The following is a 23,794-nucleotide window of genomic DNA, read 5'->3' as shown; positions in this document are numbered from 1 at the left end:
GAGAAGGAGGAGACGTATGAGAAAGGAAAATTGCGACTTTAAAACGGGCTTTTTATCTGAAGCAGGGTCCTTTCTGCAAAATAAAGACTATTTTGCCTATACAGAACTTGACGATGTAGCTTGTTGGGTAGCTGTCAAGGGCTTGGATGCAGATCAGGAAATTAGTAGTGCAGAGCTTGCCGTAAAGGCTATTTTGGAGAAGTTTATGGAAAAGCCAGCTATGTCAAGGAGAGCTATCAATAAATACCTTAGACATGCACAAAATATACTACAAGCGCAAAGCTTAAGAGTAAGATTGAAGGCTAGTATTGTCATAGTTGTTTCCGACTACTCAAAAATGATTGTTGGAGTAGCGGGGAATTCGCGACTGTATCACTTCCGAAACGGTACATTAACCTACAAAAGTACAGACCAAAGTTTAGCACAGGAAATAGTAAACAGTCAGAACCGTTCATTAGATATTAGCCAGCATGAAGAAAGAGGGAATTTGTTGAATTATCTAGGTAAACCAAACAAATTTCAACCCTTTGTGTCTAAAAAGATGAAGCTTACTGATGGTGATGTCCTATTACTTTGTACAGCTGGCTTTTGGGGAGATGTCAGTGAGATTGAGATGGCTGACGCTTTGGAAGGTGTCAAAGATTCTGAACAATATACAGATTTGTTGGAAGAAATATTGTTAAGTAGACAAAGAAAAGTTGTAGAAAATTATACGGTTGCTGCCATATTTGTGAACAAGGTGTATCAAGAAACGAACAAAAACAAGATGAAGTATATAAAAATGATTGCTGCTGCATTAGTTTTAGCCTTGGTTGTAGGTGGCGGCACGATTTTTTATCAAGTAAAACAAGCAAAAAAATTAGCAGAGTTAACAGTCGAGATGAAGGACCATGAAAAGAGTGGAAATGTTTACTTTCAAGACGGAAATTATGATGAAGCGTTACTTGCATATAGTGAGGGAAGAAATGCAGCAAAAAAATTAAAAGATCCTATACATAGAAATTTACTAGCTAGAAAATTAAGAGTGACACAACTAATTATCAATGGTGATAAATCAGCGGAAACTGGAAAATTTACAGAGGCATTAGAACATTATGAAAAAGCTAAAAAAGAGGGCAAACTCATTAATGGATTTGGTAAGGAAGAAGTAGAGCAAAGAATTGCCAACATGGATTCCGTTGTGGAGATTGTTGATGCTATAAAAGACGCAGATTTTCGTTTTGAGGCAGAGGACTACAATGGGGCTTTAGCCATTTATGAGAAAGCTAGAAAAAAAGCACTCGCCATTTCATTTACTGGAGAGACACAAATTAAAACAAAAATTGAAGATACAGAAGAAAAAATAAATGAATTGAAGAAGGCTCAAAAAGAATTAAAGGCAGAAGGGTTAGAAAAAAGTGGGGATCAGAGCTATGCCCGTCAGGAATACGTTCAAGCGATAGAGTCCTATACGCTTGCACAGGAGATTTATCAAGAAACAGAATTACTGGCAAAAGTTCTTGGACTAGAGAGAAAGATTATGAATGCAAATGATAAATTAAACCCTGTTCCACAGGTTCAACCAGCAGATAATGCACTTCCTAATGAAGCAGAACCTCCAGTAGATGAAGTAACTGATGCCAGTTAGCATTCAAATCCTGAGTCATGAAAGAAGGAAAGTAAATTGTTAAAAGAGCTCATGTTTGAACGTTTACGAAAAATAGAAAATCTAGAGCAACGTCAATTACTAAAGGATATTGTAAGTGGCGTTTTTGTAAATCTAATTGATTATCAAGAAGATATGAACAAAAAGCTTGAAGAACGTATTTTTAATGAAATCGATGATTACGAGAATAGATATGACATTTACACAACGCTTAGTGCCCGAGAAGATGTCGACCCCATTCATGATTGTTTGTTTCCGATATGTCCAACAGATTTGGAAGAGACAAAAATAGACATGGAGAAGCTTCTTGAATCTATTAAAAATAATGAACCTGCAATACTCATGACATTATTTTTAGAGTGTGATTCTATCGAAATACAGCATTTACTTGCACAGCAACGAATTTTCAATGGTCATCTTGCTACATCGCAGGGATTGGTCGAAATAAAGCTGAGTCTTACTAAAAATAATCGTTATTTGCAAAAAATTAAAGACCTTTATTCAATCTTCCAAAGAAATGGCCTACCTTGGAAAACAATCAATCATCCTTTTGTGAGTAAGTTCATTGATGTCATACTGATAGGCTGTCCACCATTAAATGAGGATGTAGAAATTTTCGAGGTTACGATTGATTTAGAGGAATATGAGCAGCAAAAACGATTGAATATGGTTCCGCTTTGGAATGTTCAGCGTCACGAGGTTAAGAATAGCGGTTTTCCATTTCCGGCCATCGATCGAATAAATTATGAGCATGTCTTATCGTTACGAAAAACAGGTACTCAACATGGTTATCTCATTGATGCGGAAGAAGACAATATTAGATATATAAAACGTTCAGATAGCGAATTAACCATTGTTTCACCTCAGGATCAATCAGGAGTATGGCAGCTACTTAAAGTTGCTAAAGTAGAAAAAGAACAAGTAGGTAAATTGACTTATGAACTAGTCTCTAATCGGCGAAATGAACACTTTATGCACAAGCTTTCTAGTAAATATAATGTCAATGTTTCAACAAAAGGAGAAATAATTAGACTGATAAACTCCTTTCAGGCAGCAGACAATCTTGAACTTTTGAGAATAGATATTTTGGAAGGGCTTTTAGATAATCGTCACTTCGTGCATCCATTTTTAAAAGACGCAACAGAAGATGCCAGTCATAAAAAGACGATGCTATTACAATTCCTGTCAAAACAAGAGCGAGATTTTATGACGAATGATGTCTTAAGCTTTCTTCTTGCTGAAGTCCAAAGGCATTTCACTGAATATAAATGTGTAGGTAAATGGTTATGAACTATATTTGGGATTTACTTATACAAGCTGAAGAAGAGGGCTTTTTAACAAAGGATATTTACTTTCATCTTGCCAAAATCTATTCACCTTATATGGAGCTTAGTCCACAGCTATTAAATTCACAGGAAATAGAGCAACATGTGGAAGTAAACCCCTATTATCGGTACTTCGATATTTTTAAAGATCTTTTTCATCCTGATCATACGACTGATGAAGCATTTAGAGACGCTTTATTAGATATTACATTGCATTTTTTAGCTGAAATTGATCGAATGCAAGGCTTGAATAAAAAGGAATATTATATTTGCTTTATGCTGAGAGACATTGAAGCAAATGTATTTGGAAAACTGGTTCGCGATAAAATCAAATCTTTTTCAAAGAAAGAGCAAGAAATTATTGCGCTTAATATGCTCAGACTCTATCAAACAGGAGAGGCATTATATCTGATAAAGGACACGCTGAAAAATATATTTAGAAATTGTTTTATTTATGTGAAATCAGAGGAAAATGATGAATTACTGCTTTACATTCATCAAAAAAAGACAATAGAAAATATCAATAAAGTTCAGCTAATCCAAGAAATCTTTTTACCTATTGGCTTTCAGATGGAGGTTTACTGGCAATACCATTTTGGCATTATTGACGTAGAAGAGACGATGAAGCTAGATCGAATAGCTCTTTATTAAAAAGTGGGGAGGGGTATAAATTGACGACTAAATATTCATATAAGCTTTATGCGAATAAGCGTTATACAGAAAAGAAATATATGACCTATACACGTGTAGAGTTGATGGAGATGACCACTTTTCAGCTTCGAAATATTTGTTATAAAGAAAAGCTCATAACAGGTTTAATTAATACGCTAACTAGGGACGAACTAATCGAGAAGATTTTAAGATACCGTGGAGCGGAAGAACATCTATTGATTAAAGAAAATCAAGATGGGGGCTTTGAAAGAGTCGAGGAGGCACTGCAGAAGTATTTAAAAACACCACTTTCAGATAATGGTGATATTAAAATACCTGCCAAAATGAATCTCTATAAAGGCATGAAAATAGATAAGCCAGATCAATACCTCATTGAAACAGGTGGCTTTCTTGTAGAATCCAATGTGCTACTAGTAAATGAGCATTTTGAGTTATGTGGCATTCTAAATATCGTAAAAGACGATGAAAAAGCGAATTGCTATTACTTAGTAGCAGATCAAGCGCTAGGAATACGCGAGACAAAGAATAAGAACTATAGCTTTATTTTTTTGCGAAAGCAAGACTCAGAGTACATCTATAAAACATATTATCAGGAGACGCCACTCCCACCAACAAATCTACATTACTACAAAGTGCCAATACCAGATTTAGAGATGAAACAATTAGAGACAACCAATGCCATTCTTGCCATTGATTTTGGCACAACCAATACAACAGCTGGTGTATTTTTGGATAGCGATTATGTCTCATCACCTTGTAGCCATGATCTTTTAAATAAGAGAATTACACTCAATAGCATCAATTTTGTACAATTCCCAGACCCACTACACCAAAATGAATGGATTGAAGTTGTGCCTACAGTGGTTGCGGTTGCAGATTGCTCAAACGCTGATCACATAAACTATCATTTCGGCTATGAAGCCTTGAAGGTTATGAAAAAAAATAGCTATACATCATTAGCCACTAAATTTCAGGGCATCAAACGTTGGGTTAGTAATTATGCAAAATTGGAGGAAATAATGGATGCGAATGGGAATACAGCGGTTATCCCACGCAGTCAAATCCTAAGAGAATTTTTACTCTATATCATTCAAATGGCTGAGCATCAATTTAAATGTCGCTTTCAACATTTGCATATTTCAAGCCCTGTTAAGCTGAAAACTCAATTTTTAGATATGTTTCATGCCATTTTACCTGAATATCAAATTGAAATTGAGCATGCTCTCGATGAAGGAATGGCAGTGCTCTATAATACGATAGCCAATCAAATAGAGAATCAGAGCTTTATGGATGGCAAGGAATACAAGGCTCTAGTAATCGATTGTGGAGGGGGAACAACAGACCTCTCATCCTGTAAGTTTCGAATAGAGGACGGACATATTTCCTACAAAATTGATATTCATACAACCTATGAAAATGGGGATACCAATTTTGGTGGTAATAATATTACGTATCGAATTTTTCAATTTATGAAAATTGTCTTTGCGAATTATTATAGTCGTGGGAAAAATGCCTATGACATCGATGCGTTAATTGATATTCCAGGGAAGGATATTTATCGGTATGTGGATGATTATGGGGTCGAGGCAGTTTACAAGCAATTTGAAAAGGCATTTGAGGATGCTGAGTCTATTATCCCTACACGTTTTAAAGAATATGAAAATCATACGCGTGATGAGTATTTAAGGGTTCGTAATAATCATTATTTCTTATGGGAAATGGCCGAGGAAATGAAGAAAGAATTTTTCCGAAAAACCGGTATTCTTAGGAGTTGCTTTTACTCAGAAAGCGATATACAGCAAGATAGTGATTTGAATATCACAACGGTAGATCGCTGGTGTTTATCCCTATTAGAAAACCACCAATTTAAAGATGTTTATGACTATCCAAACGTTTATTTCAATATTAAAGAAATTAACCACCTAATCAAGGCGGATATTTATGATATTGTACGAGAGTTTTTAGAAGGTTTTTATGAAAGTGGCATGCTTGGCGAATATTCCATTATTAAGCTGACAGGGCAATCTTGTAGAATTGACGCTTTTCGAGAGGCTTTAAAGGAATTTGTACCAGGTCGTAGCATTGAATTTAGACAAAAGGCTGAAAACGTTGGAAAAGTGCCAGAATTAAAGCTCGCTTGTTTAAGAGGCGCATTACGCTACTTAAATGCGAAAAAGATTGGCATGATCGAAACGGAAGTAACAAATGATGCACCTATTGTACCGTATACGGTTAGTGCATTTACTCATAATCGTCAGGAAAAGCTTCTGATTAGTAGTCTAGAGAGACTGAATCAAATCCACGGAACTATCTCCCGTCCATGGGGCGTCACAGAGGTTGAATTTTTCCTAACTGGAAGCGATCCTCAAGCAGCACATAAGTATACTTATATTAATCGTCAAGAGGATTTTGTCCCTGTGCTATATGAAAGTATTGCATCGAATTATTTTGATAAAATTCCACAGGACGAAACAGATTCAATCGTCAATGGGGAGGTTAAATTCTTTGTCTTTGCAGGAGAGGATCATTGGGGCTTCCATGTCGTGCCAGTGGCTAGGAAAGAGGAGCAGCTATTGATCGGGAGCAAGGAATTCTTTGCCTTTGAAACAGATTTATCAGAGCTAGATTTCTTTGATGGATTAAAGTAAGTAGGCATCTGCCAAAAAATAAAAGAGGTGAGTGACAGATGTTTACCAATCAATATCCACATTTTCAAAAAGGCAGAATTTTAAAAAGAGAAATGCTGGAGAACTTGCGCGATTATCCAAGGGAATTTTTAGATTTATATTTCCAGGATTATTCAAATGGCATTATAGCAGGTGCCAATATTACGATTGCAGATACCATTATCCATATTACAAAAGGGATCGTTAAACATAATAATAGGCTTTATCTACTGCATAATAGCTATGAGCTTCCATATGAGGCAACAGGGCAAGAAACCATTATAAAAATAAAGTTTGCTGAAGCGGTGAATAAATTAGACTTCACGGATTTTACAGCCACTATTTTTCTCGATGAGTCTCTGAATCTTGCCCTAGACGAATTAGAAATAGCCCGCTTTAAATTAAAGGCTGGAGCAAGGCTGCGATCCGAGCCAAATAATTTTTTAGATTTTGCCACGGAATACAATACAGTGAATTATCTGCACTGTCAGTATGCAGGTATACAAGAGAGCACATACCACCCTAAAGTTTTACAGTTTTACGCAAAGGAATTATTAAAAAATCGCCCAACCAATGTATATGATATTACCTTTGCTTTTGAGTGTTTGAATCAGGAGCGGGTACAGCGGGATGTCATTGAAATGTATATTTGCAATCGATTAGAGTTAGAATTTCAAGCGTTTTCCAATAGTCAAATTCATAAATATTTATACCGTATATTATCTGAATCAAAGAGTGGTGGTCGTCGAGGAGGACATAGTCCAGACCGACCAAAGCGTATGATAGTCGATTAACTAAAATTCAGTTGGTGAACAACGTTTAGGCATAAACAGGAGTTGAACTAAAAGGAGTGGTAAAAGATGAATTTCATGGATGAAGAAGTCATTGAGATGGCGAAACAAGCAAGGCAGAAGAAACGATTGGAAAACATAGAAAAACAATTGTTACATACGGACCTTGTTCAAGCGATTAAAGATGGTCAGCTAATAATCGAAGATGAAACAATCGAATTTACGAAAATGGACTTTTATGATGGTCAAATCCAAATGCGTATTCCAGCCGCTTTTGAAGTAATGGAATCTGATTTAATGGATATTAAATATCCATCCAGCCGAAGACCCGATTACATCTATACAAGTGAAAGTACATCTATTAATGTCACGCTGAAAATCATGGAACAACAAATAAAAGCAGAGGAATTAGAAGATTTCACACAGACTATGATGGAGATACTTCAAAAAATGCAGCCAACAACAAAAATGTTGGATATCGGCTTTAATGAAGTGAACGATGTCCAAATTGGTTACTTTGATTTCATAACACCTGCACTAGATAACAAGATTTATAATTTAATGTTTTTGTTTATAGTAGGCGAAAATGTGACGATGGGCTCTATAAATTGTTTGAAGAAAGAGATGAATATTTGGAAACCTATTGCTTATGGGATGATGGAAACTATCTCAATCCAAAATAAATTAGATGGAGAGGGTGTTATTTGATGGATCGGATAAAAAATGAAACAGCCTTAACATATAAAGATATGATCGTGATGCCCTATAACATTCGCGTCCATCAAATCGAAATTACGCAACAAATGAACGATCATGCTACATTGCATTTAACGGGTGTAATTCCAGATGAACTTGAAGATTCCTATGTATATATGACAGATGCAGAAACATCTATAGAGGTATTGCAAATAGATGGTAATGGTCAATCGAAGCCTATTTTTAATGGGTTAGCGTTAGATGTACAAGTGAAATCAGTGATGGGCACTTACTATTTGGAAGTTAAAGCAGTTTCACATACGTATTTACTAGATGTTAAGAAAAAAAATCAAACCTATCAAAATGCTAGTATGCCATACAGTGAATTAATCGATGTGTGTATTGCCGATCAAAAAGGTGCAGATTTCATAGATCATGTCACAAAGGGAGCTAGTATTGGTCGTTTTACAATGCAATATATAGAGACAGATTGGGAGTTTCTTAAACGAATGGCCTCGCGTTTTCATACAGGTCTAGTGCCAGATACAGTTCATTCATCTGCAAAATTTTATTTTGGTATTCCATTTCAAGCTGGAAGCACAAAGAAAATGGAGGCCATTAATTATCGGGTTAAAAAGGCTATTGGCAATTTTCTTATCTCAAGTAAAAATCATCTCGAAAGTATTACTGATAGTGACTACATGTATTATGAAGTAGAATCGCTGCAATCCTTCAAAATAGGCAATGAAGTTACTTTCCAATCTAAAAAATTGTATGTTTATAAAATTTTTTCAACTTTAAAAGATGGCTTGTTCAAGCATATTTATACGTTAACACCTCGGAACGGTTTCAGTGTCCACACTACCTATAATCAAGCTATTATTGGTGCTTCCATTCAAGGAAAGGTAATTGATGTTGCCGGGGACAAAATTCGTATTCATGTCGATTTCGATGAGGGGCAAGAAAAGGATACGGCCTATTGGTTTCCATATTCAACAATTTATGCATCAGAAGATAACACAGGATGGTATTTTATGCCGGAGCTATCTGATAATGTAAGAATCTATTTTCCAAGCAATCATGAGGATGAAGGGATTGCGATTAGCTCTGTTTCAAAAGCGCCTCCACAATCAAATACGATGTTAGCAGCAACTAATCCAACTAGTCAAGATGGGGGTGGCGGGTCAAGTGCCACACCACCAGAGGATAGTCGCCAAGATCCAGGACGTATGGCTGATCCAGATGTAAAAACACTCAGAACAAAGCATGGAAAACAAATTCTACTTGCACCTGATCGGATTGTCATATCGGGTGGAGGATTGATGATTTCACTGATGGATGATAATGGCATTTCAATAATAAGTGATAAGAATATTAACTTAAAAGCTACAGATAAAGTGGTCATTAATGCCAAACAAATAATGATTAATGCGAACGAGAAAATTGAGATGACCTGTAAAGAAAATTCAATCAAGATGGAAGATAAAATGGAAATTAAAGGAACAGAAGTGCGAGCAAATTAGTGAGGATGTGAATGTATGAAACGAGAAGAAGCATTACAGCATTTTATGGATGAATGCGTTTCAGTTCATGTCAGCCGATTGCAAGAGAAAGTTGATCGACAGTTTCGCCAAAACAAGGAAATTTTGCTACAGCCAATCATTTACTCACTTGAACAGCTGTTTGCGAATATTAGAGATCAGCAAAGACAGGGAAAGTTAGCACCAGTTGCCTTTATTCATCTTTCTTTGCTGCGAACCTCATTACTAGAAAACAAGTGTACGTATTTGCTAGAGGCATATGGTGAAGCATGGTACTTCGATTGGGTCGAATGTACAGCACATTATGAAGCAACATGGCTTAGTGAGGCAATGGTTGATTTACAAAAGATACTTGAGAAAGAAAGAAAACCGTATCTCATGATTCAAGCAGCTGATGTTAGAGGGATTATTCAAAAGATAGTAGTTCTATTTCATCAGTATATCATTCAATTGGTTCGCTATCTTTTTCGCTATCAAAAGGAAAGCGTACCTGAACTCCATTTTCAACGAGCAGAGTGCTTGCGATTTCGTGTTGGTGAGTACAAAGGGGTTAGTGAGGATGTTGCTATCATTGACGAACGAGAACGGGTGGATAAAAACCTTCTCTCATGGTTAGAGCAAAAAGAGATGGACAAATCGTATACATTCGAAAACTTCTCAAACCTACCATTACAACAGAAAAATTTTAACCAGATGGATTTTTCCTACGCAATTTTTAACAGTTGTGATTTAGCAGGGTCTTCATTGAAGCAAAGTATTTGTGTTGGTACTAGCTTTGTAGATTGTGGTTTAGAGAATGTTGACTTTTCCTATGCAGCTATTCAAGATACTGATTTTCGAAATGCCAATTTGGTAGGCGCTAATTTTAGTTATGCTCAAGGAAAAACGCTAAGGCTTTCCGGAGGGGAAGTGGCATGCTACCTCGGTACTGATTTCAGTAATGCCAATTTGGAAAATGCGAGATTTGACTTTGCGCAGATTGAAGGTGCCAATTTTACAGGTGCTAATTTAAAGGGGGCTACCTTCTTTAAACGTGATCAAGAGAAGTATCAATTTAGCGCAGAACAGATGAAAGATGTTCATTGGATTTATTAGCACTGATAGATACAGGAGGAAAAGATGGAATATTTTATTCTTCGGCAAGATCTAAGCATTCTCAATCCAATCATCCCTTTGAAAACGGACCTCGATGAAAACTTTGTCTGTTCTTCTGTATTCGGGGAAGTGGTAGAAAAAGAGAATGCGGTATATCTAGATTATTTAGACAAGCCTCGAAGAATCGTGTCTGATGATTTAAAAGCGCTGTTAATGAAATACGAGGATAACTTAGGTTTTACAGCTATTGTCTTTACGGATGTCAAGAAAGGGACACAGCGCGTGTATTGGCTTATGGATATAGTGAAAAAGGACTGTATTTCTCATGAAACCGCTTATTATCCTGACGGAGGAATAAAAGAGCTAGTGATAGACCCCAAGAAAGTGGAACTGGATTGTATTTTTGAAGTCGCAGGCCAAAAGGAAGCTTTCACCGTCATCAATTTAGATGTAGCAGAAAGTATATTGCGACGCCCCTTTCTTGGGATTCAGTTGCAGCGAGTAAGATTGGAAAGTAAGTAATTTTAATAAATCATTTGTTGCTATGTACTGTTAAAGCGGAAATTTATTACAAATGATAGGAAGGGAAGGATATTTAATGGCTCAAGTTGTAGAAAATTTGGAGACAGAAGGTTCGGAACAAGAGCAATTTAGTTATGTAGTACATGGCGCAATCATTGCCTGTGAGCATGGTAGCCACCTCAATTATTTAAATTTGCCGCAAGATCATGGTGTTTATATTAAAGAGAAAGCTGTAATGAATGTTGGGGATCGAAACCCTGATAACATCCCAACCTTTGGTGTTTGCTTAAAGTTGAAAAAACCATGTACACCTGTATGCTCCATCGACTGGATGGAAGGGATGGAAAATGTCAATATCGAGGGGAAGCAAGCGTTACTTAATCGTTGTCATACGCAATGCTCTGCAGGCGGAGGCAAAATCGATATTGTTCATGATGGGCAAGAGGACTTAGAAATACCGAAACAAGGTTTTTAAAGAATAGATTGATTGAAAGGAGGTAAGCAATGAAAGCGCTAGGAGAAAAAGAAGTCCACATGATTAGTACGTATGAGGATCTTGTAGTCGAATGGCCTTATCCACTTATTCATTTAGACAAACTAACAATAAAACATAAAGGTAATGATCATGCGAGGTTGTCCTTTACCGGAATGATTGCTGAAGAGCAAGCGCAAAAGTATATTCAGCGAGTTAGTCATACAGATGAGATTGTTGTGAAATTTGGACGAGATAAGAGCATATTGTTCTCAGGAAGAATTGAAAATGCAGAGTTACAGGCATCTCAAGGTGTGCACACGGTCACAGTAGAGGCAGTGTCATTTACAGCAAATCTGGATATTAAGAAGCGCTCACGTTCTTTTCAAGATGCAAATATGACATATGTGGAGTTAATGGATAACATTGTGGGAGTCTATCCTCATGGGGATTACATTGACCATGCCTCTAATAGTCAAACCATTGGTCATATTGCGATTCAATATTTGGAAACGGATTGGGCATTTATTAAAAGAATGGCCTCCAATCTACATGCGGTTGTTTTTCCTGATCTAAAAGGGAAGGGTCCACGATTTTGGTTTGGTACACCTCAAAGCAGGAAAAGCATAACGATTGATCATCTTCCTTCCATATTACGTATGGATGTCGATACGTATCGGTTGATTACAGAAAATGATGGTTCGGATGTAAGCGAAGCTGATTATACATTTTGTGAGTTTGAAAGCACAAAGGCCTTTGAGCTAGGCACTTCGGTGCAATTAAAGGGAAGGCCCTATATTATAACGGTTCGAGAAGTCCATCTTGATGATGGTGTATTAAAGTTTCAATATACTGCACAACCAGAGAAAAGTATTCGCCAACGATTGGTACGCAATTTAGATTTGATTGGGGCAGCTTTTACAGGAAAGATTATTGATGTCACGCAAAACACCGTTAAAATTCATTTAGATATCGATAAAAAACAGGAGAAAGAAAAAGCGCACTGGTTTGCTTATTCAGCAGATGCTAACGGTGTAATGTACTTAATGCCACAAAAAGGGGCCCGTGCCCAATTGCATTTTCCAAGTGCTGTGGAAGAAGATGCCATTGTGATTAGCTCGGTACGTGTTAATCCAGCCACACCTGAAGGTGGACAAAAACAAACGAAAAAAATGGCAGACACGACCGTGAAATCATTAGCGACCAACGCGGGAAAAGATATGACATTAGGTGTTGGAGATATTACCTTTAGTGCAGTAGATGGCGTTTTGGACCTCAAGATGGATGATGGAGAAGGTGTAACATTTCAAAGTAACAGTACCATCATGCTAGCGGCAGATGAAACACTTGAAATTAGTGGAATGAAAGAGCTATCTGTAGAGGCGGAGGAATGGATTGCTATTTCAGCGAAGGAGCAAAGTCATGTAATCCTTGCAGCTGACACACAGTTAATTAGTACACTTATAGATCAAGAGGGTACGGAGAAGCAAAGCCAACCACCGAAGCTAAATGAAGAAGCAATCGAAGCTACAACAAAAGTGGACGTCATTTTCCCACAAAAAGCAGAGCAGAAGAAAGAGAAAAAAGGCTTCTTTAGTAAGCTGCTTGATAATGTTAGTTTAGCGTTAGATGTCGCTGGATTTATTCCGGGTATCGGGACCATTGCAGATATTGCGAATGCAGGTATTAGCTTGGCAAGAGGAGACTATATGGGAGCAGCCATGAACTTAGTGGGCGCAGTTCCAATAGTGGGCGATGCAGCAAAAACTGCTTACAAGGTCAATAAAGCCGCAAAAGTGGCAGAGGCAGCAAGTAAAACCGCCAAGGCTGCGGATAAGGCAGTGGATGCCTCAAAAGCAGTAAAAGGGATGAAAGCGGCCTATACAAAAGTATCACAAACGCTAGATACAGTTTCGGCATTAGCCAACAAAGGCTCTAAAGGTGTGAAGACAGCCGCGGATAAAGTTATCGCCTCGATGGATGAAGTACTTGCCGTTTCGAAGGCAGTAGACGGTATGAAGGCTATGGCCAAAACAGAGCTGACGAAATTTAATCATGGGGTATTAAAGAAGTTTAATTGTACAAAAGGATTAAGTGATAAATTCTGTAAAAAGGGCTTTGAACCTGTTGATTTAATCACAGGGCGTATGATTTATGAAGGTGTCGATTTTGAACTACCTGGACCTATCCCACTATCATGGGAACGTGCTTGGTACAGTGATAGTAGTCGTGTTGGCTTGTCAGGTCATGGTATGCACTTTATATATGATTTAGCCTTAGAGATATTTGAGGAAGAAGACCTGATTGGGATTGTTGTGACAGATGGTCGCGCAGTAGGATTTCCAATTTTACCAATAAATTTGTCATATTTTAATAAAAAAGATAGAATGACCCTGAAAAATACAGGTGAGGAATATCATTTATTTGAGCATGACACACGGCTGACTTATGTATTTGAACAAACAACAGAGACAACATACCGATTAAAAGAAGTAAGAAATGAGCAAGAGCATCATATTCAATTTGCATATAACCTGAAAGGCTTCTTATCTCAAGTAACGGATAGTGTAGGGCGAGTATTAGACGTTACGACCAATGAAGCGGGCAGAATGACAGAAGTCGCCCTACGTAACCAGATGAGTCGTGAAGTTTTAGTTCGCTATGTTTACAACGATGGCCAAGATTTAATCGAAGTCCAAGATGCATTAGGGCAAAGTACGCATATACAATATGTGAATCATCTCATGATGCAAAAAATAGATCGCAATAAAAATAGCTTCTTCTGGCGCTATGATGGTCCAACGACAGGGGCACGAGTAGTCAAAACATGGGGAGATGGCAATGTTCTTGCAGGTGAGCTTACATATCACGAGGGCTATAACGAAATTACAAATAGCTTAGGCCATAAAAGTTATTATTATTTTAATGAAGATAATCTCTGTACAAAAATTGTTCATCCAGATGGCAGTGAGATCAGCTATGACTATAATGAGGACTTTGAATTACTGCAAGAAGTGGATGAAGATGGCCGCACAACAACATTCAGCTATGATGAATGGGCAAACCCGATAAAGGTGACTTTTGCAGATGGCAGTACATTATCCTCGCAGCATGATGACAAGGATCGATTGATTCAGGCAGTGAATGCAGAGGGTGGAAGTCGTCAATGGATCTATAATGAGGACAGTACATTACAGACAACTATTTTAGAGGATGGTACAAAGACGGAATTTTCCTATAATGAGCATCGTTTGATTGAAACAGTGACAAATGCGCAGGGTCATATGGTAAGCTTAGCTTATGATGCTGATCTGAACTTGAGCCAAGTGACATTGCCAGACGGGACAAGCTCAACCTGGACATATGATCGTCGAGGTAACTGCATTAGCACAACCAATCCTCTAGGGGCCACAGAGAAGTTCCGTTATGACCACTTAAATCGCCTTGTACGAGCCAATCTTTCCGATGGTAACGACGTTCAATTAAAGTATAATGCCTATGACGATATTATTTTTGCGAAGGATAACCATACGCAAGTTGCCTTCGATTACACGATTCTAGGTAGCCTAACGTCTCGAAAACAAGGTGACAAGAAAGTCCAATTCACCTATGATACAGAGGAGCAATTAACCGCTGTGATCAATGAAAAAGGCGAAGCGTATACGTTTGAACGTGATACGAAAGGCCATATCATCAAGGAAATTGGCTTTGATGACATGGAAAAAACGTATGAGCGTAGTCTGGCAGGATTGGTTCAGCGCATTCAACGTCCAGGAAATCGTTGGACAGCGTATCAGCACGATGCGCTAGGGAATATTATTCGCTCTGACTACTATGATGGTACGTGGGAAACTTTTAGCTATGACAAAAATGGCTCATTACAAGAAACGGAAAATGAGCATGTAACCGTCAAGCTAGAACGAGACCCATCTGGGCAAGTTATCAAAGAGTGGCAAAATGACCAGTGGATTGCCAGTAGCTATGACGAATTAGGCAATCGCTCCCAAATAACAAGCAGCCTCGGTGCCAAAATCGATGTCACACGTAATGAGCTGGGCAATGTCTTGCAAATGACAGCTTCTCGCTCTGAGCAAGCTCAGTGGACAGCCTCGATGCAGTACAATGAACTCGGTCAAGAGATTGAGCGAATCCTACCAGGGGATGTCATTAGTAAATGGCAATATGATATAACTGGTAGACCGACACACCATCGTGTAAGTAGTCAAAACCGCAATACACGAAGACGCGCCTACGATTGGGACGTCAATCATCAATTACGAAGTATGGTCAACGAGCTAACGGGTGTAAAAGTGACTTATGGTTACGACGAATTTAGTAACCTCGTGTGGGCCAATCAAGATAGTCGTCAATTTGATTTCTTATACCGGAGCGTCGATGATGTTGGTAATCTATATGAAACAAAAGATAAATCAGATCGTGTTTACGGTGCTGGCAGTAGATTACTAGAAACACAAGATGCCAAATTCTCTTATGATGAAGAAGGAAATCTCATAGAGAAAGTCGAAAAGAATGGGGATACGTGGAAGTACGAGTACTATGGTAATGGCATGATGGCCAAGGTCATGAAGCCAGACAAGAAAGAAGTTACGTTCAAGTATGATTCGTTAGGTAGGCGGATAGAGAAGCGTTTGGAAGGAAAGGCTACTTATTTTGTGTGGGATGGCAATACGATTTTGCATGAGTATTCCTCACAGGATAATACTAATACATTGGAAAATTCAGTGGAGAATGCTTCCCAGCCAGATGCCGATATCGCAGATAATCTAGTGACATGGGTATTTAATGAAGGGTTTGTCCCTTCTGCAAAAATCACAAATGAGGGTCATTACAGTATTATTAGTGATTATCTTGGAACACCTGTCGAAGCCTATGATGAGCAAGGTCATAAGGTTTGGTCGGCTGAGCTTGATGTTTATGGAAGAATGAAAGAATTTACAGGTGAGAAAGATTTCATTCCATTCCGTTATCAAGGGCAGTATGAAGATGTAGAAATTGGATTGTATTATAACCGATTCAGATACTATGACCCAGAGCAAGGGAATTATACCCAAATTGACCCGATTGGACTTGCGGGTGGGAATCCAACTTTATATGCATACGTCCGTGATCCGAATCGGTTTGTTGATCCGTTTGGGTTGGATATTTGTGATACTTCAAAAACATTGTATAGAGGTGAGCGCTCCTCAATGACCCCAGAAAAAGCCTTTCAAGGAGGGTTCTTACCAAAAGGATCTCACAATAACTTAGAGGAACATCTATTAAGTAACACAACTGCTGGTAATTTTGTTTCTACTAGTTCAAGTAAGGATATAGCTACCAGCTTTGCCGGAAAAAATGGATATGTTTATGAAATTAAAACCTCTAATTATGTTGATGTTAATAAAACGCTCGGAGCTCGTTCGCCATTTCCTGAACAATTAGAACATTCGATACCTGGAGGCATTAGGCCAAACGAAATAGTTGGAGCACATGTAAAAAGGGGTGGGAAACTTACAGGAGAATTCATTCCTAACCTATTATTTGGAAGGTGATATTTTGAATTGTGAAAGTAAAATTATAAAACTATATATGAATGACGGAAAAATATTTGATGGAATTTTGAAACTATACGAGGAATCTCCAAACGATGAAGATATGGTTTTACTAGAATTATGGATTTTAGGAGACATGATAAGTTACGAACATGAAAACTTTTTTCAAGCACTCCAAAGCCTGCGACAAAATCTAGAAAATAAACATATACAGGTTATGTGTAATGGAGCTGCGTTAAATGTCTATCCATCTCAAATGCAACTTTCGATGGGTAGCGGACGTTTAGCATATAAATTAAAATTTGGAAGACCAGCTACAACAGAAGATATAGTTGATATATTTGAGTTTGAAGATGGTTTGAAGTTTGTTGAAGTTGAGGAACAGCTCAGTTACTATAATAGGTGGTTAAAAAGTTTACAAGTTTAGTTCTATTAGATGAAGAAGGGTTTCACGATTTTTTAATTTCGTAATTGTCGGATTTTTAGGAGCTATATTATGGAAATTTATTTTTACAAAGTAAACGAGAAATATGGTTGTTTCTCAAATTTTTCTCCTCATGGTTTTGAATTGGATGGTTTTTTTTGGAAAACCAGTGAGCATTATTTTCAGGCCCAAAAATTTGTGGGTACTGAATTAGAGGAACGAATTAGGATTTCGTTATCACCTATGGAAGCTGCCAAAATGGGACGTGATAGGAGAAACCCACTTAGGGAAGATTGGGAAGAAGTAAAAGATGTAATTATGAAAAAAGCAGTTCTGAAAAAGTTTAGTACACATAAAGATATAAAAGCTATATTACTTTCTACCGAAGATAAAGTAATTGTAGAAAAGACCTCTAATGACTATTATTGGGGGTGTGGCCAGGATGGTTCAGGAAAGAATATGTTAGGCAAGATACTAATGGAAGTCCGTGAACTGTTAAAAGATTATAATAATTGAGAGACTTATGATTCAATGCAATGATATTGTGACATATTAAAACTTACAAATCATATGCAAGAGGGGATTCAAAATCCTACTTTTGCATATGATTTTTCGTTTTATTGTTCCGAGTAAATGCCTTACATCGGTATCAGAAATATAAATCCAAGTGAACTCATTATGTGGGTATCACCAATTATTCCCTGTGTTTTAGGGAGGAGTTGCGACCTTCAACCATTTCAAAAAGGTGATATGTATAATCTAGTCGCATGGGTAATTAACGATGGGTTTGCACCTTCAAGCTAAAATCACGAATGAAGATATTACAGCATTATTAGTAACTATTTAGGAACGCCCGTAGAAGCCTATAACGAACAAGGCAAGCAAGTTTGATCACCTGAGCTTGATATATCTGGCAGAGTGAAGGAGTTCACTGGTGAGCAAGATTTCATTCCGTTTAGGTATCAGGGGCAATATGAAGATGTAGAAATAGGATTGTATTATAATCGATTCCGATACTATGACCCAGAGCAAGGGAATTATACCCAAATTGACCCGATTGGACTTGCGGGTGGGAATCCTACGCTTTATGGGTATACTCGAAATCCTTTATCTGAAATTGATCCACTTGGTCTGATAGTTGTATATAGAAACTTGCGTCCAGATGAAAAAATTTCTAATGGATTGACTGCTAAAAATCCTGGAAGAGGTATGAAACCATCCGGACATGTTATGAATGGAAGTAGTCCAAATTTCAAAGGATCACAGTTTATATCTACCACAACTGATATTGATGTTGCTAGAAAGTGGAATAAAGAAGGACAAACAATAGTTAAGTTTGATACAGATGATGTGGTAAAAGACTCGGCTGGAAACAAAAACATTATTGATGTATCAACCCCAGAAAAGGCTAAAGCAGAAGGGTTTAAAGGACGTCCTTATAATTACGCAGTTTCTTCTAAGGAAGTATTAGTTGAGGGGCATGTACCTGCAAATAAAATTACAAAGGTTTGTAAATAGCTTCTAATGTAAATTTGAAAAAAAGAGGTCGTGAGGTTATGGAAATACAGCAAGCAATTGATACTGTATATAATGGACTAGTATCTGACAATTCGATTCCTGTAAAATTAAGATTGAACAAAGAATTAGACAGTGAGTTACTTAATAAGGTTAGAGTAGCATTAGACATATTGATACACTTCTACAAAGATAAAGAAACAGTTCCTAAAAAACTTGCTTTAGCTATGGTTGATATATATGGTGCTTTTTCATTTCAATCTGGTTACTTTGAAGATGATTTATTAGAGCAACTGGAGGACATTGGAATAGAATTACAAGAAAAAGCTTTGGAACTTTTTTCTGATTAAATGATGAAAATAAAGTAAGTTTATGAAAAAAACAAAGTAAACGAATGTCATCCTATATGTTACAGATTAAATTTCACGCTAATTTTTGAATGTCAAAAGAGTAGTCATAAAATCAAATTGATTTTAGAACTACTCTTTTTAGTTAAAAAATTATTTACTTTTAGGATAAGGTTTTTTCTCGTTTGTTTTCCCTAAAATTAATCCCTATAAATGACACTCTAAGCAAATGCGATATTTGTAAATTTAAATTGATTGTTGAAGAAGTGAAAAATGGAACGCAATTATTGTTGGACTCTTCTACATTAGGTGAAAAAATAACAGAGTAATATATAACGATGTAACTTTTATTGAAGAAGATTTTATTTGTTACATGCATGAAAATAATTTGGAGTTACAAAAGCAAAGCCAAAATAAGGTTATTCTACAAGCTTTTAAAGAGGGGGCAGTTTTTAAAAAAATACTTATCGAAAAAATTGTCCGGAATTACAAGGGGATTACAATATCAAAATTCAAGTTTTTAGACATGGGATTCATAAGCCTGAATTTTTATCCTCGGAATCCCCTCCGTTTCTAACGAATTATGAACAAAAAATTGAAACAGTTACTGTCTATGTGCTAATATTCAAAAATTTTATTGATATATATAAGAATAAAAATGTTACCAAATCTACGGTTTATGGTGCTTTAGGACATCTAGGTTTTTTTATGGTGGATTCGAAGTTTCAAATTTGAAGAGTGATTATGTATCAGGGAAAATAAAGAGTAGCAAAAATCCCAATTTGAGGGATTTGTTGGTACTCTTTCTGTTTGGTTAATTTTACAAATTCTCATAATATTAAAGGTCATTTAAGTTATCAGAGGAAAAATATGATGTCTATTGTCTGGGCCAATCAAGACAGTCGCCAATTTGATTTCTTATATCGTAGCGTCGAGGATGTCGGCAATTTATATGAAACAAAAGATGCCAAATTCTCCTATGACAAACAAGGAAATCTCGTAGAGAAAGTCGAACATAATGGAGATACATGGAAGTACGAGTACTATGGCAATGGCATGATGTCAAAAGTCATCCGTCCAGATCTCACAGAAGTTACGTTCAAGTATGACGCACTAGGTAGACAGATAGAGAAGTGTTCGGAAGGTAAGGCTACTCATGTTGTATGGGATGGCAATACAATTTTGCATGAGTATTTGTCACAGGGTAATTCTAATACATTGAAAAATTCAGTGGAGAATGCTTCCTAGCCAGATGCCGATATCGCAGATAATCTAGTGACATGGGTATTTAATGAAGGGTTTGTCCCTTCTGCAAAAATCACAAATGAGGGTCATTACAGTATTATTAGTGATTATCTTGGAACACCTGTAGAAGCCTATGATGAGCAAGGTCATAAGGTTTGGTCGGCTGAGCTTGATGTTTATGGACGAATGAAAGAATTTACAGGTGAGAAAGATTTCATTCCATTCCGTTATCAAGGGCAGTATGAATATGTAGAAATTGGATTGTATTATAACCGATTCAGATACTATGACCCAGAGCAAGGGAACTATATTCAAATTGACCCGATTGGACTTGCGGGTGGGAATCCTACGCTTTATGGGTATGTAAGGAACTCATTGCTGGAAATTGATCCCTTTGGGTTAAACGTTAATAGAGGAAGAATCCAAGCGCAAGGAACAAAACTTGAAGAGTCTATTTCTTGGTCTCAAGACAATCCCCCGACTGTAGCTGAAGCTTTAGTCATGGTAGACGAATTAGAAAGTAAATTAAGTAACAAGGAAAAAAAATTAAGGAAAAACGAATTAAATAAAGCTCGTAAGTTTATTAAAGATGCTGGAAAGAGTGGAGGGGTTGATGCATCAGTTAGTAAAACCTTCCTAGTAAAAGGAACAGCACATGAAAGAATAGATATAGAGGTTATTAAAGGAAAAGCGTTTGTGCCTGACTTAATTGATAATGTTGGAGGAGATAAGTGTCGTGGAAAATAGCAATGGGCTTCAGTATTTTGTTAATTATTTAGATGATGAAGATATGTATACGGCTTTAGAAAAATATTGGATTGATATGTTTTTTATGTGGTTGCATAAAGAGAATATTGATGGAAGTGATTGGATATGTCCTTATTACAACACTACCTTCAGTAATGGAAAAAAAATGATGGATGGAAATCCTATATTTTCCGCAAAATCAAAAAAAGAGAATAAAATAATAAAAATTATCCAAGAAAGCTCTAAGAATGAGAGTGTTTTTTCTTATTGGACTAATTGTTCTAAGGAAAATAGCAGCCCGAACGAGTTAGTGATAGTTTGTACGTTGAATAATAATGACTTTGAAAAGATACAAGAAATAATAATTAATTGGATTAAAGGAATGTTCAAAGATACAAAATAAAAGATTTGGAAGAAAAAATTAAGATATGTCTCACCCTGAAAAATCAATTTGTTATAGGGAATTAGTAAAGTAGATATAAATTAGGTATTAGGATAATGTGAGTTTTGAATAATTGTTAGATAACATATAATTAAATTTAATGTGTAAGTTGGATTTACTAGCTTTCAGTTGAATGGGAATGCATATTAAGTGAATTGTAAGTAGTAGATAAAACAAGTGAATCGGTTAGTTATTTTGAACCTATGATCAAGATACCAAGTTTATTAGCAGAATGTGGTCGAAGGAAATGGGTTAAATTAAACTATTCCTTATCAAAAAGGTAGTGATTAATATTTCAAAACATATGTAAAAAAGACATAAGCTCTTTCTTTACATATGTTTTTTGTTAGAAATGAATTGCTTTCTTAATGGGATTATTTACAAAACTTTAACTAAGATAGTGATTTTTTGATAAAAGAAACAAAAAAATAATTAGAATCCTTGGTATTAAAGGTTTTATGTCTTACTATTGGAAGCAAACACATTGATTTTACGGTAGATAATAGAAGACTATTTGCTGCTAGAGAGGCTAATTCAAAGGTGAATTCCGTGTAGGGCGACTAAAGAAAATTTAGGGAATAATAATTTAAATAGACGATGTAGCACTGAAACAGCCAGTAGGGCAATTGAAATTCGTTGCCCTTAGGTAAAGAAATGGAGGGCATTATGAAAACCAAATTTATAGATACAACAATTGGTGTAATAGGTGCTAGAGATGCGTTGATTTTAAAAAAGTTCGATATGGATTGATTTCCAAACGAAGTTGAAATTTCATTAAATTTAGCAACAGAGTTGGCATCAAATATTTCGACAGAAGAACGATACATTGATATAGTCGGATGGCTGGGATGGTATCAACCGCATCTTGTGCCGTATATTTCAGAGGTTTTGGGGAAATTTGGCTTGCAGCATTTGCAGTATGCCTTTGACGAAGTCATTGCCATTTTCCCAGATTTCATTATGTTTGAGGATAATTCACTTTATTGTGACATGATCAACTTCCTGCACAATATGCGACTTAAAGTAAGTGACGAACATTTGAACGCGTACACGCAAAAAGAACGTCAATCCATGGTGAAGCAATATCAGGAAAAGATCGATCAATTGGAAAAAATGACGGGCCCCCTATGGGGATATGGCAGCCCAATGGATGGTTGGGCCATGATATTTGATTATATACAGGCTTAGAACGGGAAAGGGGAAAAATAGAGACGTTATATTAATAGGGCTTCATAACGTGATTTTTTATAATGAAGATTTTAGAGTAAAGAAGCAATGGAAACGAAAAGCCATTGAAGAAATCGAAAAGGTTAAAAAAGGGCTATCAAAAAAAATCCCCTTTTCAATTATTCTCAATAGCTCGATTTCAAAAAGAGGAGGAATAAGGAATTGAAGTTCTATCGTTATGTGTTAAGTTTCCCACCTTTAGATTGGGAGTGCTGCTTTCTTAGCATTGAGGAGTATAAGCAGAGCTTTGTGAATAAGTATAATCAGAATATAGAGTATTACAAGCTAGTTATAGGAGATTGTCAACAGCATCTTGTAGATATCGATAACCTCGCTACTATTACTTATAAAGATCTTTGTGCAAGCGTTCATTCTGCTGAGCTGCGTTGTCCAGCTATGATTTTCTCTATACCGAGTGGCAATCAGCGAGGTTCAGCTTTGTTTTGTATCATGTATAAGCTTGAAGACGACGGGGATACGTTTATTTACTCTCCTGTTCCACTTGTTCATCTAGAGCAAGATCAAGCAGGTGAAGTAGAGCTTTAATGTTTTGAATTCAGAGGTGCTTGTATACTACTTAACTGTCTACCAATAGTTTTTTTATGCTTCGTTGGTTTTCGTGTAAAAGAAATAGGAGACACTTAGGGTCAGTAATACTATAATTAAGAGATTTAAAGGTTCTTAAAGAACGAGAAATGTGTATGCTTTTTCAAACGAGCGAAAATGATACTGGTAATGGATGGAATGGTAGAAATGTGACCAGCATGTTTTGATGACAAAAGTGAACAGTTTAGAGAAATCGGATTTGATTATTACTATTTGAATATCAGGTATAAAAAGTAAGTTTTGATATTACATATATGGAATTTG

General features: G+C 36.6%; 20 protein-coding genes. All 20 read left to right on the top strand.

Annotation, left to right across the window (positions count from 1 at the left end; genetic code table 11):
- The first annotated feature begins 16 nt into the window (after positions 1-16).
- On the top strand, positions 17-1,627 hold the full coding sequence (locus V6670_RS14355) for a serine/threonine protein phosphatase (protein WP_244504892.1): 1,611 nt from the start codon (positions 17-19) through the stop codon (positions 1,625-1,627).
- A gap of 36 nt (positions 1,628-1,663) precedes the next feature.
- Entirely contained in the window at positions 1,664-2,935 is a 1,272-nt protein-coding gene (locus V6670_RS14350) for a normocyte-binding protein (RefSeq protein ID WP_231745036.1), read from the top strand.
- On the top strand, positions 2,926-3,621 hold the full coding sequence (locus V6670_RS14345) for an iron-dependent peroxidase (protein ID WP_338651477.1): 696 nt from the start codon (positions 2,926-2,928) through the stop codon (positions 3,619-3,621). Before V6670_RS14350 ends, V6670_RS14345 begins: the two co-directional genes overlap by 10 nt.
- 80 nt (positions 3,622-3,701) lie before the next feature.
- Positions 3,702-6,290, top strand: a complete 2,589-nt coding sequence (locus V6670_RS14340) for a molecular chaperone (protein ID WP_338654637.1) — start codon at positions 3,702-3,704, stop codon at positions 6,288-6,290.
- A 38-nt stretch (positions 6,291-6,328) separates the two neighbouring features.
- Positions 6,329-7,102, top strand: coding sequence for a DNA and RNA helicase (locus V6670_RS14335; protein WP_338651476.1), 774 nt, complete (start codon positions 6,329-6,331; stop codon positions 7,100-7,102).
- 66 nt (positions 7,103-7,168) lie between these two features.
- A complete protein-coding gene (locus tag V6670_RS14330; RefSeq protein WP_338651475.1) occupies positions 7,169-7,807 on the top strand; it encodes a hypothetical protein in 639 nt (212 codons plus the stop codon).
- Positions 7,807-9,318, top strand: a complete 1,512-nt coding sequence (locus tag V6670_RS14325; RefSeq protein WP_036120168.1) for a phage baseplate assembly protein V — start codon at positions 7,807-7,809, stop codon at positions 9,316-9,318. Before V6670_RS14330 ends, V6670_RS14325 begins: the two co-directional genes overlap by 1 nt.
- A 15-nt stretch (positions 9,319-9,333) precedes the next feature.
- Positions 9,334-10,431, top strand: coding sequence for a pentapeptide repeat-containing protein (locus V6670_RS14320; RefSeq protein WP_338651474.1), 1,098 nt, complete (start codon positions 9,334-9,336; stop codon positions 10,429-10,431).
- A gap of 24 nt (positions 10,432-10,455) precedes the next feature.
- A complete protein-coding gene (locus V6670_RS14315) occupies positions 10,456-10,953 on the top strand; it encodes a hypothetical protein (protein ID WP_051891604.1) in 498 nt (165 codons plus the stop codon).
- A 76-nt stretch (positions 10,954-11,029) separates the two neighbouring features.
- Complete coding sequence (locus V6670_RS14310) at positions 11,030-11,428, top strand: DUF4280 domain-containing protein (RefSeq protein WP_051891603.1); 399 nt, start codon at positions 11,030-11,032, stop codon at positions 11,426-11,428.
- Between the two features lie 29 nt (positions 11,429-11,457).
- Complete coding sequence (locus V6670_RS14305) at positions 11,458-16,977, top strand: RHS repeat-associated core domain-containing protein (RefSeq protein ID WP_338651473.1); 5,520 nt, start codon at positions 11,458-11,460, stop codon at positions 16,975-16,977.
- A complete protein-coding gene (locus V6670_RS14300) occupies positions 16,967-17,404 on the top strand; it encodes a hypothetical protein (protein WP_338651472.1) in 438 nt (145 codons plus the stop codon). The genes V6670_RS14305 and V6670_RS14300 overlap by 11 nt, the downstream gene beginning before the upstream one ends.
- 66 nt (positions 17,405-17,470) lie before the next feature.
- Positions 17,471-17,917 (top strand): NADAR family protein, encoded by a 447-nt coding sequence (locus V6670_RS14295; protein ID WP_338654635.1) that lies wholly within the window; start codon positions 17,471-17,473, stop codon positions 17,915-17,917.
- Between the two features lie 402 nt (positions 17,918-18,319).
- Positions 18,320-18,919, top strand: coding sequence for an RHS repeat-associated core domain-containing protein (locus tag V6670_RS14290; RefSeq protein ID WP_338651471.1), 600 nt, complete (start codon positions 18,320-18,322; stop codon positions 18,917-18,919).
- 38 nt (positions 18,920-18,957) lie between these two features.
- Positions 18,958-19,266 carry a hypothetical protein gene (locus V6670_RS14285; protein WP_058844148.1) on the top strand — a complete coding sequence of 103 codons (309 nt, stop codon included), beginning with the start codon at positions 18,958-18,960 and terminating at the stop codon, positions 19,264-19,266.
- An 807-nt stretch (positions 19,267-20,073) separates the two neighbouring features.
- Positions 20,074-20,511, top strand: a complete 438-nt coding sequence (locus V6670_RS14280) for an RHS repeat domain-containing protein (protein WP_338651470.1) — start codon at positions 20,074-20,076, stop codon at positions 20,509-20,511.
- Positions 20,512-20,538: 27 nt separating this feature from the next.
- Positions 20,539-21,255: an RHS repeat-associated core domain-containing protein gene (locus V6670_RS14275; RefSeq protein WP_338651469.1), complete on the top strand. Its 717-nt coding sequence runs from the start codon at positions 20,539-20,541 to the stop codon at positions 21,253-21,255.
- Positions 21,245-21,658: a hypothetical protein gene (locus V6670_RS14270; RefSeq protein WP_222423558.1), complete on the top strand. Its 414-nt coding sequence runs from the start codon at positions 21,245-21,247 to the stop codon at positions 21,656-21,658. Before V6670_RS14275 ends, V6670_RS14270 begins: the two co-directional genes overlap by 11 nt.
- A gap of 831 nt (positions 21,659-22,489) precedes the next feature.
- Positions 22,490-22,885, top strand: coding sequence for a hypothetical protein (locus V6670_RS14265; RefSeq protein WP_338651468.1), 396 nt, complete (start codon positions 22,490-22,492; stop codon positions 22,883-22,885).
- A 201-nt stretch (positions 22,886-23,086) separates the two neighbouring features.
- Positions 23,087-23,470 (top strand): hypothetical protein, encoded by a 384-nt coding sequence (locus V6670_RS14260; RefSeq protein ID WP_141905495.1) that lies wholly within the window; start codon positions 23,087-23,089, stop codon positions 23,468-23,470.
- The last annotated feature ends 324 nt before the right edge of the window (positions 23,471-23,794 follow it).

This window comes from Lysinibacillus sp. Y5S-8 (assembly GCF_036894365.1).
Classification (GTDB): Bacteria; Bacillota; Bacilli; order Bacillales_A; family Planococcaceae; genus Lysinibacillus; species Lysinibacillus fusiformis_D.
The sequence above is the reverse complement of the archived record's forward strand: the minus strand, read 5'-3'. Positions and strand labels throughout refer to the sequence as shown.

Coding starts and splice junctions, on each gene's coding strand:
- V6670_RS14330 (WP_338651475.1), top strand. CDS start 7,169: ATGAATTTCATGGATGAAGAAGTCATTGAGATGGCGAAACAAGCAAGG.
- V6670_RS14305 (WP_338651473.1), top strand. CDS start 11,458: ATGAAAGCGCTAGGAGAAAAAGAAGTCCACATGATTAGTACGTATGAG.
- V6670_RS14340 (WP_338654637.1), top strand. CDS start 3,702: ATGACCTATACACGTGTAGAGTTGATGGAGATGACCACTTTTCAGCTT.
- V6670_RS14325 (WP_036120168.1), top strand. CDS start 7,807: ATGGATCGGATAAAAAATGAAACAGCCTTAACATATAAAGATATGATC.
- V6670_RS14355 (WP_244504892.1), top strand. CDS start 17: ATGAGAAAGGAAAATTGCGACTTTAAAACGGGCTTTTTATCTGAAGCA.
- V6670_RS14335 (WP_338651476.1), top strand. CDS start 6,329: ATGTTTACCAATCAATATCCACATTTTCAAAAAGGCAGAATTTTAAAA.
- V6670_RS14345 (WP_338651477.1), top strand. CDS start 2,926: ATGGTTATGAACTATATTTGGGATTTACTTATACAAGCTGAAGAAGAG.
- V6670_RS14310 (WP_051891603.1), top strand. CDS start 11,030: ATGGCTCAAGTTGTAGAAAATTTGGAGACAGAAGGTTCGGAACAAGAG.
- V6670_RS14320 (WP_338651474.1), top strand. CDS start 9,334: ATGAAACGAGAAGAAGCATTACAGCATTTTATGGATGAATGCGTTTCA.
- V6670_RS14285 (WP_058844148.1), top strand. CDS start 18,958: ATGGAAATACAGCAAGCAATTGATACTGTATATAATGGACTAGTATCT.
- V6670_RS14315 (WP_051891604.1), top strand. CDS start 10,456: ATGGAATATTTTATTCTTCGGCAAGATCTAAGCATTCTCAATCCAATC.